The sequence below is a fragment of the Mycobacterium sp. genome, assembly GCF_965229265.1.
Taxonomy (GTDB): Bacteria; Actinomycetota; Actinomycetes; order Mycobacteriales; family Mycobacteriaceae; genus Mycobacterium.
The window spans coordinates 834,654-848,042 of sequence record NZ_CBDDIY010000013.1 but is presented as its reverse complement, the minus strand read 5'-3'; the positions used below and the strand labels follow the sequence as shown (position 1 = coordinate 848,042).

17 protein-coding genes are annotated in these 13,389 nt (G+C 68.0%); 4 read left to right on the top strand and 13 right to left on the bottom strand.

All coding sequences use genetic code 11. From position 1 onward, the window contains the following. Window positions 1-105: 105 nt before the first annotated feature. The 11 genes from pyrE to nthB form a co-directional block, all read right to left on the bottom strand. On the bottom strand, window positions 106-666 hold the full coding sequence (gene pyrE, locus ADBZ9K_RS25985; RefSeq protein WP_526625133.1) for an orotate phosphoribosyltransferase: 561 nt from the start codon (window positions 664-666) through the stop codon (window positions 106-108). Further along, the gene (locus tag ADBZ9K_RS25980; protein WP_526625131.1) at window positions 653-1,429 is read right to left on the bottom strand and encodes an SDR family NAD(P)-dependent oxidoreductase; all 777 of its coding nucleotides are present in this window, start codon (window positions 1,427-1,429) and stop codon (window positions 653-655) included. The genes pyrE and ADBZ9K_RS25980 overlap by 14 nt, the downstream gene beginning before the upstream one ends. Window positions 1,430-1,446: 17 nt before the next feature. Next, complete coding sequence (gene ttfA / locus ADBZ9K_RS25975; RefSeq protein WP_526625129.1) at window positions 1,447-2,235, bottom strand: trehalose monomycolate transport factor TtfA; 789 nt, start codon at window positions 2,233-2,235, stop codon at window positions 1,447-1,449. A 159-nt stretch (window positions 2,236-2,394) separates the two neighbouring features. Then, window positions 2,395-4,941 (bottom strand): ATP-dependent chaperone ClpB, encoded by a 2,547-nt coding sequence (gene clpB, locus ADBZ9K_RS25970; protein WP_526625128.1) that lies wholly within the window; start codon window positions 4,939-4,941, stop codon window positions 2,395-2,397. 16 nt (window positions 4,942-4,957) lie between these two features. Continuing rightward, a complete protein-coding gene (locus ADBZ9K_RS25965) occupies window positions 4,958-5,107 on the bottom strand; it encodes a hypothetical protein (RefSeq protein ID WP_526625126.1) in 150 nt (49 codons plus the stop codon). Between the two features lie 71 nt (window positions 5,108-5,178). After that, the gene (locus ADBZ9K_RS25960) at window positions 5,179-6,243 is read right to left on the bottom strand and encodes a substrate-binding domain-containing protein (RefSeq protein WP_526625125.1); all 1,065 of its coding nucleotides are present in this window, start codon (window positions 6,241-6,243) and stop codon (window positions 5,179-5,181) included. An 82-nt stretch (window positions 6,244-6,325) separates the two neighbouring features. Further along, entirely contained in the window at window positions 6,326-6,766 is a 441-nt protein-coding gene (locus tag ADBZ9K_RS25955; protein ID WP_526625123.1) for a MarR family winged helix-turn-helix transcriptional regulator, read from the bottom strand. Between the two features lie 63 nt (window positions 6,767-6,829). Further along, on the bottom strand, window positions 6,830-7,345 hold the full coding sequence (locus ADBZ9K_RS25950; protein WP_526625121.1) for a DUF1097 family protein: 516 nt from the start codon (window positions 7,343-7,345) through the stop codon (window positions 6,830-6,832). A 19-nt stretch (window positions 7,346-7,364) separates the two neighbouring features. After that, complete coding sequence (locus ADBZ9K_RS25945) at window positions 7,365-7,730, bottom strand: nitrile hydratase accessory protein (RefSeq protein ID WP_526625120.1); 366 nt, start codon at window positions 7,728-7,730, stop codon at window positions 7,365-7,367. After that, window positions 7,731-8,327: a nitrile hydratase subunit alpha gene (nthA, locus tag ADBZ9K_RS25940; protein WP_526625639.1), complete on the bottom strand. Its 597-nt coding sequence runs from the start codon at window positions 8,325-8,327 to the stop codon at window positions 7,731-7,733. 20 nt (window positions 8,328-8,347) lie between these two features. Beyond that, window positions 8,348-9,040, bottom strand: a complete 693-nt coding sequence (nthB, locus tag ADBZ9K_RS25935; RefSeq protein WP_526625119.1) for a nitrile hydratase subunit beta — start codon at window positions 9,038-9,040, stop codon at window positions 8,348-8,350. 250 nt (window positions 9,041-9,290) lie between these two features. On the opposite strand from nthB, the gene ADBZ9K_RS25930 reads away from it, so the two are divergent. From ADBZ9K_RS25930 to ADBZ9K_RS25915, 4 genes are read left to right on the top strand one after another with little or no spacing between them, the layout of a single operon-like run. Further along, a complete protein-coding gene (locus ADBZ9K_RS25930; protein ID WP_526625118.1) occupies window positions 9,291-9,521 on the top strand; it encodes a CbtB domain-containing protein in 231 nt (76 codons plus the stop codon). 11 nt (window positions 9,522-9,532) lie between these two features. Next, window positions 9,533-10,252 (top strand): CbtA family protein, encoded by a 720-nt coding sequence (locus tag ADBZ9K_RS25925; protein WP_526625117.1) that lies wholly within the window; start codon window positions 9,533-9,535, stop codon window positions 10,250-10,252. Continuing rightward, on the top strand, window positions 10,239-11,240 hold the full coding sequence (locus ADBZ9K_RS25920; RefSeq protein WP_526625116.1) for an acetamidase/formamidase family protein: 1,002 nt from the start codon (window positions 10,239-10,241) through the stop codon (window positions 11,238-11,240). The genes ADBZ9K_RS25925 and ADBZ9K_RS25920 overlap by 14 nt, the downstream gene beginning before the upstream one ends. A 27-nt stretch (window positions 11,241-11,267) precedes the next feature. Beyond that, window positions 11,268-11,594, top strand: coding sequence for a hypothetical protein (locus ADBZ9K_RS25915; RefSeq protein ID WP_526625115.1), 327 nt, complete (start codon window positions 11,268-11,270; stop codon window positions 11,592-11,594). On the opposite strand, the gene ADBZ9K_RS25910 is transcribed toward ADBZ9K_RS25915, so the two are convergent. After that, entirely contained in the window at window positions 11,591-12,337 is a 747-nt protein-coding gene (locus ADBZ9K_RS25910) for an SDR family NAD(P)-dependent oxidoreductase (protein ID WP_526625114.1), read from the bottom strand. The genes ADBZ9K_RS25915 and ADBZ9K_RS25910 overlap by 4 nt on opposite strands. A 101-nt stretch (window positions 12,338-12,438) precedes the next feature. After that, window positions 12,439-13,380, bottom strand: a complete 942-nt coding sequence (locus ADBZ9K_RS25905) for an antibiotic biosynthesis monooxygenase (RefSeq protein ID WP_526625113.1) — start codon at window positions 13,378-13,380, stop codon at window positions 12,439-12,441. Window positions 13,381-13,389: the final 9 nt, after the last annotated feature.

The following is a 13,389-nucleotide window of genomic DNA, read 5'->3' as shown; positions in this document are numbered from 1 at the left end:
TTCGTATATCTGTCCCTCGACACCAAACCAGCGCTGGGCTGATGCGTCATGTCCCGACGTCCCGGTGGTCGGTGAGGCGCCGATCCGCGAGCCCGACGATCCGGCTCAGGACTGCGGCAGGCCCAGGTCGGCCAAACCCAGGACGCTGCGATAGGGCACTCCCTCGGCCTCGATCGCCTCGGCCGCACCGGTGGCTCGGTCGACGACGGTGGCCACCCCGACCACCGTGCCGCCTGCCTCCCGGACCGCCCGCACAGCGGTCAGCGCCGACCCGCCGGTGGTGCTGGTGTCCTCAACCACCAGGACCTGTTTGCCCACCACGTCGGCGCCTTCGATGAGCCGTTGCATCCCATGACTTTTCACCGACTTACGCACCACGAAGGCATCGATCGGCCGGCCGGGGGCGTGCATGATCGCCGCGGCGACCGGGTCGGCTCCCATGGTCAGCCCGCCGACGGCCGAGTAGTCCCAGTCGGCGGTGAGCTCGCGCACGAGCCGGCCGATCAGCGGGGCGGCGCGGTGGTGCAGCGTGGCCCGGCGCAGGTCGACGTAGTAGTCGGCCTCCTTGCCGGAGGACAGGGTGACCCGGCCGAAAACCACCGACAACTGGCGGACCAGGTCGGCGAGTTCAGCGCGCTCGGCGGCGTTGAGTTCAGGTGCGTCCACGGCTTCGTCCCATCGCGTTGTTGGCCGCGCGCACCAGCCCGCGCGGCACCAGTCGTCCCACTGTCGTCAGCACCTTGTACTGCAGGCCGGGGATGCTGATGACCTTTCCCTTGGCCACGTCGGCCAGACTTTCGGCGACCACCTCATCGACGCCTAGCCACAGGAAGTTCGGGATCGACTTCATGTCGATGCCCGCCCGCTGGTGGAACTCGGTGTGTACGAACCCCGGGCACACCGCGTGGATGCTCACACCGGTTCCGGCCAGTCCGTTGGCCAGTCCCTCGGTGAACGACACCACCCACGCCTTGGACGCCGAGTAGGTCGACCCGCGACCCGACAGCAGCCCGGCGACGCTGGCGATGTTGATCACCGTCCCCGTGCCGGCGGCCAGCATGGGTGGCAGGGCCGCCCGGGTCAGCTGCATCACCGCAGTGACGTTGACGTCGAGCTGGCCCTGCAGCAGCGCGGGGTCGGCCGTCCAGAACTCACCGGAGGTACCGAACCCGGCGTTATTGACCAGCACCTGCACCCCGGCGGCCAGCCGGTCGGCCACGGCGGCCCGGCCGGCGGCCTCGGCGAGATCGGCCGGCAGCACCTCGACCTCCACCCCGTTGGCGGCGCGCAGCTCGGCGGCCAGGTCGTCGAGGCGCTCGGCGTTGCGGGCGACCAGAACCAGGTTGTAGCCGTCACGGGCGTAGCGGCGGGCATAGCCGGCGCCGAGACCCGCGGTGGGGCCGGTGATCAGTGCGACGGGGCGGGGCACGCCCAGACCCTACCGGCTCAGCGCGGGAAGTTGGTGGCCTGTGTGCCGGCGGGGGTCGAGTTGTGCGGCTGCTGCGGGCGCAGCGGTGGCGGAGCCTCGGCGTGGCCCGGCGGCAGCTCCCGGCGGCCAGCCGGGGCCAACGGGCGACCCGGGGAGGCATTGCGGCGGCCGGCGGACTGGGTAAGCGCCGCCTGCTGTGGCAGCGGCGGCAGCACCCGCAGCAGGTCGTTGAACTGGCGCACGGTACGCAGCCCCTCGTCCCACTGGGCGCGGGTGGAAGAGATCGGCATGGACACCAGCGTCCAGTTCTGCTCGTTCCACATGATCTCGGCGCAGTCCGGCGCCGTGTGGGCGAAGGTCACCATCCGGCGATCGCAGGCGCGGCGGGCGGCGTCGAGGTTGGTCGAATAGACCATCCGCGGGCCGATCGCGCCCAGCAGCCAGACGTCACTCTCGCGCGGCTCGGCGATGCCCTTGAGCCGCAGATCCATCACCACGTTGGTGCCAACCTTGCGGTGCAGGGCGATCACGGTGGCGACGTCCTCGAGGTCGAAGATGTATACCGCCTCGCCGCGGATCTGACCCAGCACCACGTTTCGAGCGGTGACATCGCCGACGGTGGACATCACGCCGCGCTTCCAGCGGTCGATGATCTCGGCGGACTCGGGCTCGTAGTCGAACCCGTGCGACCGCGCCCAGGACTTACGGCGGCGGCCCAAGCCACGTCGACGACCGAGGTCGACGTACAACAACACGGCCGCACCCACGAAACAGAGTGCGGACAGCGTGAACCAGAACGGAACCATTAGACGTAGCGTATCTGCTCGGCCGCCCGAAGCGGGAACTCCAGCAGGTCACAAGCGGATTACGGGAGCCGGCCGCGGGCGCGAACAGACGCAGAATCGCGTCCGCGGGGTGCGGATGGTGCGATTCTGCGTCTGGTCGTCACGGAATTCGGCAGGAACTCAGCCCAGGATCAGCGATTCGCCGTCCGGGGAGAGATTGACCGGCACGACGTCACCGTCGTGCACCTCACCGGCGAGCAGCAGCTTGGCCAACTGATCGCCGATGGCCTGCTGCACCAGCCGCCGCAGCGGCCGCGCGCCGTAGACCGGGTCGAACCCGCGATCGGCGAGCCACTTCTTGGCCGGTAGCGACACCTCGAGCTCCAGGCGACGCTGAGCGAGCCGCTTCTGCAGCTGTGCCAGCTGGATGTCGACGATCTGCACCAGCTCGTCGGGCTTGAGGCCCTCGAAGATCAGCACATCGTCGAGGCGGTTGATGAACTCCGGCTTGAATGCCGCGCGCACCGCCGCCATCACCTGCTCCTCGCTGCCGCCCGACCCGAGGTTGGACGTCAGGATGAGGATGGTGTTGCGGAAGTCGACCGTGCGGCCCTGACCGTCGGTCAGCCGGCCCTCGTCGAGCACCTGCAGCAGCACGTCGAAAACATCCGGGTGGGCCTTTTCGACCTCGTCGAACAGCACCACCGTGTACGGCCGGCGACGCACCGCCTCGGTGAGCTGACCACCCTGGTCATAGCCGATGTACCCGGGCGGGGCGCCGACCAGGCGGGCCACCGAGTGCTTCTCGCCGTACTCGCTCATGTCGATGCGGACCATCGCCCGCTCGTCGTCGAACAGGAAGTCGGCCAGCGCCTTGGCCAGCTCGGTCTTGCCGACACCGGTCGGACCGAGGAACAGGAACGAACCCGTCGGCCGGTTGGGGTCGGCCACACCGGCCCGGCTGCGCCGCACCGCGTCGGAGACGGCCTGCACGGCCTTGCGCTGCCCGACGACGCGCTTGCCGAGCTCGTCTTCCATCCGCAGCAGCTTGGCGGTCTCACCTTCGAGCAACCGGCCTGCCGGGATGCCGGTCCATGCCGCCACCACGTCGGCGATGTCGTTGGGGCCGACCTCCTCCTTGAGCATGACGTTCTCCTGCGCCTGCGCCTGCGGCAGGGCGGCGTCGAGCTTCTTCTCGATCTCGGGGATCCGCCCGTATCGCAGCTCGGCCGCCTTGGCCAGGTCACCATCGCGTTCGGCCCGCTCGGATTCACCGCGCAGATGGTCGAGCTGTTCCTTCAGATCGCGGACGATGTCGATGGCGCCCTTCTCGTTCTGCCACCGGGTGGTGAGCTCGGAGAGTTGCTCCTTCTTGTCGGCCAGCTCGGCACGCAACTTGACCAGCCGTTCCTTGGAAGCAGCGTCTTCCTCCTTGGCCAGCGCCATCTCCTCGATCTCGAGTCGACGCACCAGGCGCTCGACCTCGTCGACTTCGACGGGCCGGGAGTCGATCTCCATCCGCAGCCGGGAGCCGGCCTCGTCGACCAGGTCGATCGCCTTGTCCGGCAGGAACCGCGAGGTGATGTAGCGGTCACTGAGGGTGGCCGCCGCGACCAGCGCGGAGTCGGTGATGCGCACGCCGTGGTGGACCTCGTAGCGGTCCTTGAGCCCGCGCAGGATCCCGACGGTGTCCTCCACCGACGGTTCGCCGACCAGCACCTGCTGGAAGCGCCGCTCCAACGCGGCGTCCTTCTCGATGTACTTGCGATACTCCTCGAGTGTGGTGGCGCCGACCATCCGCAGCTCACCACGGGCGAGCATGGGCTTGATCATGTTGCCCGCATCCATCGCACCTTCACCGGTGGCTCCGGCGCCGACGATGGTGTGCAGTTCGTCGATGAAGGTGATGACCTGTCCGGCCGAGTTCTTGATGTCGTCGAGAACGGCCTTGAGCCGCTCCTCGAATTCACCGCGATACTTCGCGCCCGCCACCATGGAGCCCATATCCAGGGAGACGACGGTCTTGTCGCGCAGGCTCTCCGGTACGTCGCCGGCGACGATGCGCTGGGCGAGACCCTCGACGATGGCGGTCTTGCCGACGCCGGGCTCGCCGATGAGCACCGGGTTGTTCTTGGTGCGACGGCTCAGCACCTGGACGACACGACGAATCTCGTTGTCACGGCCGATGACCGGGTCCAGCTTGCCTTCCCGCGCCGCGGCGGTCAGGTCGGTGGAGTACTTCTCCAGCGCCTGATAGGTGGCTTCCGGGTCGGCGCTGGTGACGCGGGCACTGCCGCGCACCTTGACGAAGGCCTCCCGCAGGGCCTGCGGCGACGCACCGTGTCCGGTCAAGAGCTTGGCCACATCGGAATCACCGGTGGCCAGGCCGACCATCAGGTGCTCGGTGGAGACGTACTCGTCATCCATCTCGGTGGCCAGCTGCTGGGCTGCGGTGATCGCGGCCAGCGACTCGCGCGAGAGCTGCGGCTGCGAGGTCGCGCCGCTGCTCGAGGGCAGCCGGTCGACCAGGCGTTGCGCTTCGGTGCGGATCGTGGCGGGATCGACGCCGACGGCCTCCAATAGCGGCCCGGCGATACCGTCGGTCTGCGTGAGCAGGGCCAACAGTAGGTGGGCAGGCCTGATCTCCGGATTGCCGGCCGCACTGGCGGCCTGCAACGCGGCGGTCAGCGCCGCCTGGGTCTTGGTTGTCGGGTTGAACGCGTCCACGACACCTCCGTTTCGTCTAGAAAAACTTGTCGAGGTTTACAACGTCGTCAATCTTGAGTCTGTTCCGCTCAAGTTTAGCGAATTTGCCGCGCAGCCCCCAGAGGCTTTTGGCACCAAAATGGATCCGGTCGCAGACCAGCGTCGCCTTCTTGGTGGCCGTGGCCACGGTCTTGATGGTCCAGCTGCCATCCTGACCCCCTCGGCTCGTCCAGAGAGCCCGGGGCGTCGTCGCGCCGCTCAGGCCGCCGAGATGCGGGCCCGAATCTCGAAATCCAGGTCGATCGCCTCGGCGACGTAGATGTCCTGGCTCATCTGATTGCCCCGCATGGTGACCTCGCCGCGCGGGCTGACGTAGGTCAGCCCCACCGCCGCGGAGGTCAGGTCCGGCACCGCCAGCGATCCGGCCCGCGACACCAGGGCGATCAACAGGGTGATCGCCTCGTAACAGGATTCGCCGATGCTGTTCAGCGCCGGCGCGGCGGGCCCGTAGGTGCGGTAGTAGTGGCCAGCGAAGTCCATGCTGGCCGTGGTGTGCAGCGCCTCGAAGTACCCGGCCGCCGCGAACAGCCCCCGATTGCTCTCGCTGCCGCTGGCCATCAGCATGTTCTCCTCGACATGCGGGCTCAGCCGGGGCACCGCGGCGTCCAGGCCCGTCGCGGCGAACTGCCGGTTGAACATCACCCCGTCACGACCGACCAACAGCAGCAACACCCCGGTCGCGCCGCTGACCTCGACATCACGGATCGCCGCGGAGAAGTCCTCGGTGCCCAGCGGCACGTACAGCTCCCCTACCAGCGGGTTGCCCTGGGCGCGGGCATGGCCCGCGGCGGCGGCACCGGTCTGCCGCGGCCAGACGTAATCGTTGCCGATCACGATCCAGCGGTCCACGCCGTGCTCGGCCTTCATCCAGTCCATCGCGGGCAGCAGCTGGCGCGACGGGGTCTCGCCGGTCAGGAACAGGCCCGGGGTGCGCTCCCCGCCCTCGTAGAGCGGGCCGTACACGTAGGGGACCCGCCCGGCGGTGACCCGGGCGATGGCTTGTCGGACCGGCGAGATGTGCCAGCCGGTGACCGCGTCGATGGCTCTCAGGTCGACGAGGCGGGCGATGTCGGCGGCCACCACCGCGGGCGGGCGGCCGCCGTCCACCGGGACGAGGCGCAGCGGGCGGCCCAACAGCCCGGTAGTGACGTTCAGGTCGGTGATGGCCAGCTCGGCGCACGCCTCACAGGACGGTCCGTAGATGCCGGCCGGGCCCGAGCGCGGGATGACCAGGGCGACATTGATCGCGGCTGTGCGCTCCACCGTCGACCTCCATCCACCTGCCTCGCGACTGCGACGACCACCATCGTCGGCCCATCGCGTTACTACCGCGTTGCGCGACCGTTCACGGGCTGGAAAAGAGCTCGCCGACCCGGGCCAGGGTCCGGATGAACGCGACGGCGTTGTCCTCGCCGAGTTCGTCGGCCAGGGCCGCCTTGAGCGCCGACTCCTGTTTGGTGAGGCGGCGCACCTTGGTCTTGCCCCGCGCCGAGAGGTACACCAACACCCGCCTGCGGTCGGTCGCGTCGACCCGGCGCAGCACCAGTCCGCCGTCGACGAGCTTGTCGACGATGCGGGTCAGGGTCGGCGGCGGGATCGACATGGCGGCCGAGATATCACTCATGGTGAACCCGTCGCCGTTGCGCAGCGCCCCCAGCACCCGCCACCCCTCGATGCTGGTGACATCGGAGTCCAGCAGGCCGCTGCAGAGCGCCTCGGTCCAGCGGCGCTCGGCGCGAAAGAACACTTCGGCAATGCTTTCCAGATTGCTGGTCGAAGTCGGCACGACGTTCCCGGGCTCCTGAGTTAATCGCTTCCAGTTGACAACTATTTTGCGGGACAGACTATCTCACTGCACCGCACGGCGCAGGCCGGTTCCCTGGGCGATCGTCGCGATCGCGGCGGCACCCCATTCCGAGGCCACCCCGAATCCGGCACCGACCAGCGCGGTGGTCGCCGCGATCAGGGCGGGATGGGACACTCCGGCGGTGGTGATCGGATTGCCGGTCGCCGCGATGGTTCCCACGGTCATGGCGAACCCGAAAACGATGGCCGGCGTTGCCGATACCCAACTCAGCCGGGACACCTGGACCATCGCGAAACTGCCTATCCCCACGGCGATCGACAGCAGGACGGCGCTGGAGGTGGTGTGCACCGAGTAGAGCGTGGCGGTGGCGATCGCGATCCCGGTCCAGTTGCACGCGACGGACTTCAGCAACCCCGGCAATCCCGAGCCGACGAAGAAGAACGACGCCCAGGCCAGGAACAGCACCCAGACCGGCAGCTTCCACACGGTGGCGGTCATCAGGGTGGACAGCATGCCCAGCACGCCCACGCTCAGCGCCAGCGCGGAGACCTTCGACATTGGCGAATTCCCTTCTGCCTCAATGCTCGTGGTCATGGCCATGGTCATCGTGAGCCAGCCGCAGCTTCTCGGCGACGGTCCGCGTCTCGAGTTGACCCTCGTCGAAGAACCGCTTCTCGGCCGCCAGCCGGCAGAACGCCTCGCCGAACTGGCGGTAGTAGACCCCCGGATCGCAGGTCTCGTCGATCCCGGAGTCTCCGATCGCCGCGATCAGGTGCGCCTTGAATTCGTCCCATTCGAACGCACCGGATTTGCACAGGTGCACGACGAGGCCGAAAAGCCTTCCCTGCCAAGGTGCATCGAAGATCAGCTCGCCGTTGGACCGGGGCAGCGCGCTGGCACCGCCGAGGTCGTCGAATCCGGCCAGGTCCAGAGCGGCAGTCATCTAGACGCTCCCCGGGCCGGTGACCAGCGCGGTGCCCACCATGGAGTCACGGCTGATCAATGGGATGAGTTCCTCGGCGGTCATCCCCTCGGTGCCGGCCGGGCGCTGCGGTATCACCAGGTAGCGGATCTCGGCGCTGCTGTCCCAGACGTCGATCTTGACCTCCTCGGGCAGGGCGACGCCGAACTCGGCGAGCACGCTGCGCGGGTCCTTGACCACCCGGGCGCGGTACTGCGGGTACTTGAACCACGCCGGCGGAATGCCCAGCAGCGTCCACGGATAGCACGAGCACAGCGTGCAGACCACGACGTTGTGCCGCTCGTCGGTGTTCTCCACCGCCACCATGTGTTCGGTCTGCAGGCCGGTGAAGCCCATGTCCGCGATGGCCGCGGTGGCATCGCTCAGGAGCCAGTCACGGTAGTCGGGTTCGGTCCATGCCCGTGCGACCACCTTGGCGCCGTTGATCGGGCCCATGTCGTTCTCGAAGGAGGCCACCACGGCATCAACCGCCTCGTGCTCGGCCAAACCCTTCTCGACCATCAGTGACTCGAGCGCGTTGACCCGCGCCTCGACGTCGGACAAAGACAGCCAGTCCATTTCGCTCATCTCTCCTACTCTCAGGCCGGCTCGAGGTAGTTCTCGAACAGATCGGCATACAGGTTGAAATCTTCGACCGCCTCCGCACCCCACAGCGCGGTGGAGCTGAACTTCACCATGTAGAGCTGATGCGGGGTGTCCACCTGCTTGTGCGCGCTGTCGGCGGGGTCGTGGAAGGCGCCGTACTGCTTGGCGATCACCCCGGAGGCCCGATTCAGGTAACCGGGCAGCCGGTTGTGGGTCACCTCGTTGATGTTGCGGACGCTGACCCGGTCACCGACGGCATAGCGCGGCGGGGTGTCGGCGGGCAGGTCGTGGGGGGTGCCCTTCCAGAGGATGTCGACCATCTGCTGGGCGAACGGCGAGAGTTCCGCCGGTTTGTCCGGGTGCGGCGTCATCGAGGGCGGACCCAACTCCCGCATCCGCTCGTCGATCTCGTCATGGGAGATGTATCCCTTGTCGTTGAGCAGCTTCTCGACGGAGTACAGCCAGTGCGCGTAGTAGGTGGAGTCCAGGTACTCACTCCACTTCATCAGCTCGATACCATGGCGTTGCTCGTCGAGGTTGAAGGCACCCTTGGCGATGGCCATCGCGGTCACCGCGTGCATCCGGCCTTCGAACGGGTAGCGCCAGTCCGGGATTCCCGGTTCGAGGAACTCGGCGGCGACGGGGCCGATGCCATCGCGTCCGCCCAGATCGTGTGGACCGTGCATATGCGTTCCCTCCCATCATTAGTTCGTTTTCGTAATACTTCCATTTGGAACTATGCGCGGCCGTTGGGCGCCTTCGCAATCCGTACCGCCAGGCGTAACACAGGTTTTACGTGTGGCGCCTTGATTGTTAAACGTACATTTCGTCTCTCCCAGAACGGCTCGCACCAGTTGACCACCCAGGCTCCCACCGAGTATTCAGAGCTTGCGCAATATTTGCATTTTGGAAGTATCCCCCACTGAGAGGAACCCCATGTCGTCGACCACAGGACAACCGGCCACCGCGCGCGGCGCGCGGCTGGAGCTGCCCGACACCGCCACCACCGGTATCGCCCTGCAGCTGACGGTCACCGTCGTGCTGGCGCTGATCGCCTTCTACTTCATCGGATTCGACCAGGGCGCGGTGTCGGTCTTCGGCTCCGACACCCACGTCCACGAGTTCGTCCACGATGCCCGGCACCTGCTCGGCTTCCCCTGCCACTGAAGGGTTTTCCCATGAACAGAATCATCGGCCTCGGCCTGACCGCCGGCCTGGTGAGCGGTCTGGCGTCGTTCGGATTCGCCCGAGTGTTCGTCTCCCCGCTGGTCGACGCCGCGATCGGCCATACGGAGCACCACTCACACGAGCAGGAGGTCTTCAGCCGCGCGCTGCAGGAGAACGTCGGCGCGGGGGTCGGCACGGTGATGTTCGCCATCGTGCTCGGCGCACTGTTCTCGGTCGCCGTGTCGGTGCTGGCGATGCACGCGTCCCGCCGTGGCATCACCGCCGACCTGCGGTGGGCGGTCAGTGGGATCGCGGTGGCCGGCTTCGTCGCCGTCAATCTGGTTCCCGCCGTGTGGTACCCGGCCAATCCGCCCGGTGTGGGCATGTCCGGCACCATCGGTACCCGCACCACCGCCTATCTGATCCTGCTGGTCGCCTCGGTGGCCCTGGCGATCATCGCCGCCACGGTGGCGGTGCGACTGAGCCGGCGCCTCGGCAGCTGGACGGCCGTCACCGTCGCGGTCTGGGGCTATCTGGCGGCGGTGACCGCCGTCGGGCTGGTCCTACCCCATTTCGACGAGGCTCCGCACGGTTTCCCAGCCGCGCTTCTCGCCGACTTCCGGATGAATTCGATTCTGACGCAGGCACTGATGTGGCTGGTGCTGGGAACGGTGTTCGCCGCATGGCTGCCGCGTGCCATCAACGCGAGGACGGTCGATGCGCGCCGTTGAGTTCACCCCGTCCCGAGACCAGTACGTCTGGACCTTCGGCGGCGCCGAGCCGGTGATGGAGGTCGCCCCCGGCACCGCACTGCGGCTGTGGACCGAGGACGCCTTCGCCGGCCGGGTCACCTCCAGCACCGACAAACCCAGTCAGGTGCTCAACACCAAGGAGCTCAACCCCCAGACCGGACCGTTCCACGTCACCGGCGCCGAGCCCGGCGACACCCTGGCCTTGCACTTCGTGTCGATCGAGCCGGCCCGGGACTGGGCGGCCTCGACGACCATCCCCCTGTTCGGCGCCCTCACCGGCACCGACCGTACGGCGACGCTCCAGCCGGCGCTGCCCGAGCTGGCCTGGATCTACCGGGTCGACCGCGACCGGGGCACGGCCACCTTCACCGCTCACGAGAGCGACTTCACCCTCGATCTGCCGCTGGCGCCCATGCTGGGCACCGTCGGCGTGGCGCCGGCGTTGCGGGAGGTCCGCACGACGTTGGTGCCGGACTACTTCGGCGGGAACATGGACACCCCTGAGCTCCGCGCCGGCACCACCGTCTATCTCGGCGTCAACGTCGAGGGCGCGCTGTTCTCGGTGGGCGACGGCCACTACCGCCAGGGCGAGGGCGAAACGTGTGGGACCGCGCTGGAGGGCGCGATGCACGTGACCCTGATCGTCGACCTGATCAAGGGCGGAGCGCCGGCCTGGCCGCGCTTCGAGCACGACGACGCATGGGTGACCGTGGGCTCGGCACGCCCACTCGAGGATGCCTGGCGGTGCAGTCAGGTCGAGATGGTGCGCTGGCTCGGCGAGCTCTACGGGCTCGGCACCATGGACGCCTACCAACTGTGCAGCCAGCTGTGCCGATCGCCGCTGGCCAACGTGGTGGACGTCAACTACAGCGCGGTGACCAAGATCGACAAGGGTCTGCTCCCCACCGCCGTGGCCTACGGCGGGATGCATCGCCGGCTGGCGGCCCTCGGCGCGACCCTGGAGTAACCGGGGTTTCGAACATATGATCGATCGGTGGGTGAGCTGACGTCGATCGGCTACAACGGCCAGCCGGTCCGGCCGCCGTTCCGCCCGGTGCACCCACCGCTGCCGGTACTGGTCGACCTGACCGTGCTGTTTCCGCGGGAACCGCACCGGACCGGGCGTTATCACCCCCATGGCCTGCAGATGCACAAGGTCGTCAGGGGGACGTTGAGCTGCTGGGGGCTGTGCGAGCAGGGCGACTGGTGGGGGCTGGTGACCTACGAGATCGCCTACGGCCCGAAACGCAAGGCCGTGACGCACTGGGTGCCGGCCTGGACGCTCAAGCCGCGCGGGCCCGGGCCCACCACCGGCAACTAGACGGTGAAACCGCCGTCGACGTTGACGTTGGCACCGGTGATGTACCCGGCCTCCGGTCCGGCCAGGAAGCTCACGACGGCGGCGACATCATTGGTGGTCCCGTACCGGCCCAGCGCGCTGACCTGCTTGAGGCTCTCGGCGAAGTCACCGCTGTCGGGGTTCATCTCGGTGTCGATCGGGCCCGGCTGGACGTTGTTGACGGTGATCCCGCGCGGCCCCAGCTCGCGGGCCAGCCCGCGGGTGAAGGAGGACACCGCCCCCTTGGTCATCGCGTAGACCGAGACCCCCGGCCCCGGCACCCGATCGGCGTTGATGCTGCCGATGTTGATGATCCGCGCGCCCTCGCCCAGGTGGGCGACGGCGCTGCGGACCGCCCAGAACACGCCGCCGATGTTGATCGCCACCTGGCGGTCGAACTGCTCGGCGGTGAACTCGTCGATCGGTCCGATGGCGGCGATACCCGCGTTGTTCACCAGCACATCCAGGCCACCGAGCTCGGCCACGCTCCGATCCACCGCCGCGGCGATCTGAGCCGCATCGGCGGCATCGGCCTGGATCGCCACCGCAGTACCGCCACCTGCCGCGACGTCGGCGACCACCTTCTCGGCGTCAGCGGCCGAGCTGGCATAGGTGAAGGCCACGGCGGCACCGTCGGCGGCCAGTCGCCGCACGATCTGCGCGCCGATTCCGCGCGATCCTCCGGTGACCAACGCACGTCGTCCAGCCAAGGGTCCTGCGCTCATTCACGGCCTCCTGAAATCGTCATGGTGGTGGCTCATTCGCTACGTCAGCTCAAGCCCGGTGGCAATGAGCGGATTCCCGATGTGACGGGTCTCACATCGGCTCAGGTGCGCGAGTAGTCCCAGTACTGCAACCACTGCACGGCCGCGAACACGGTCAGCGTCAGCAGGTAACCGACGAGCAGCACCGCCGCGCCCACCGCGCTGACGCGGGTGGCCGCCCCCTCGACCGGGTCGAGCCAGCGGCGAAATTGCTGCCCGGCCCACGGCATCAGCACCCACTGCAGGGCCGCGACACTGACCACCTGGCTCAGCCACAGCGCCAACCAGGGCGGTGCGCCCAGTTCGTTGAGCACCGGGCCGAAGAACCGCGACAGCAACATGACCGTCGGGTAGAGCACCAGCAGGATCAGCATCGCCGTCTTCCACTTCGGGGTCACCGCGGTGCGCCCGTTCTCGGTGCGCACCGTGGCGCCGAACGCCGTCGTCGAGGAGACCACGGAAAACTCGTGGCTCAGGCTCGACCGCAGCGGTCCCAGCGCCCCGAGTCGCTCCGGCGAGCTCAGCCATGTCACGAGCTGGCGTTCGGTCCGAAACCGCAGCACCGCGAAAGACTCTCCACCGTCGGCCGGAGCGAACGTGCAGCACCCCTGGAAGCCGCTGAACCTCGCGCTGACTTGGGCCAGCTGAGCCTGGGCGGCGACGAATTCGGCGTCGCGCCCGGGCTCCACGGTGTGCCGGAACACCCCGGCACCGGGTGGCACCTCGTCGTCAGTGATCACGAGATCTGAAGTGGCACAATAAATCCCGCGCTGCTCGCCGACGCGGAACAACCGTTGACGGTCGGCGCTGTCCAGCCACGCGTGCAACGCGGCTTCGCTGTCGAAGCTCACCGCGACGCCCCAGTCCAAGTGCGGGTGCCCCAGCACGGACACCCGGACATCGGTGGCCTTCGGCGCGGTCGCCGCAAGCTCAGCGGCCCACGCGCTGAAGTCAGCGGAGTCGTTCGTCGGATGAAATATCGTGACGACGGTAGCTGCGCTCATGGCCGTCAG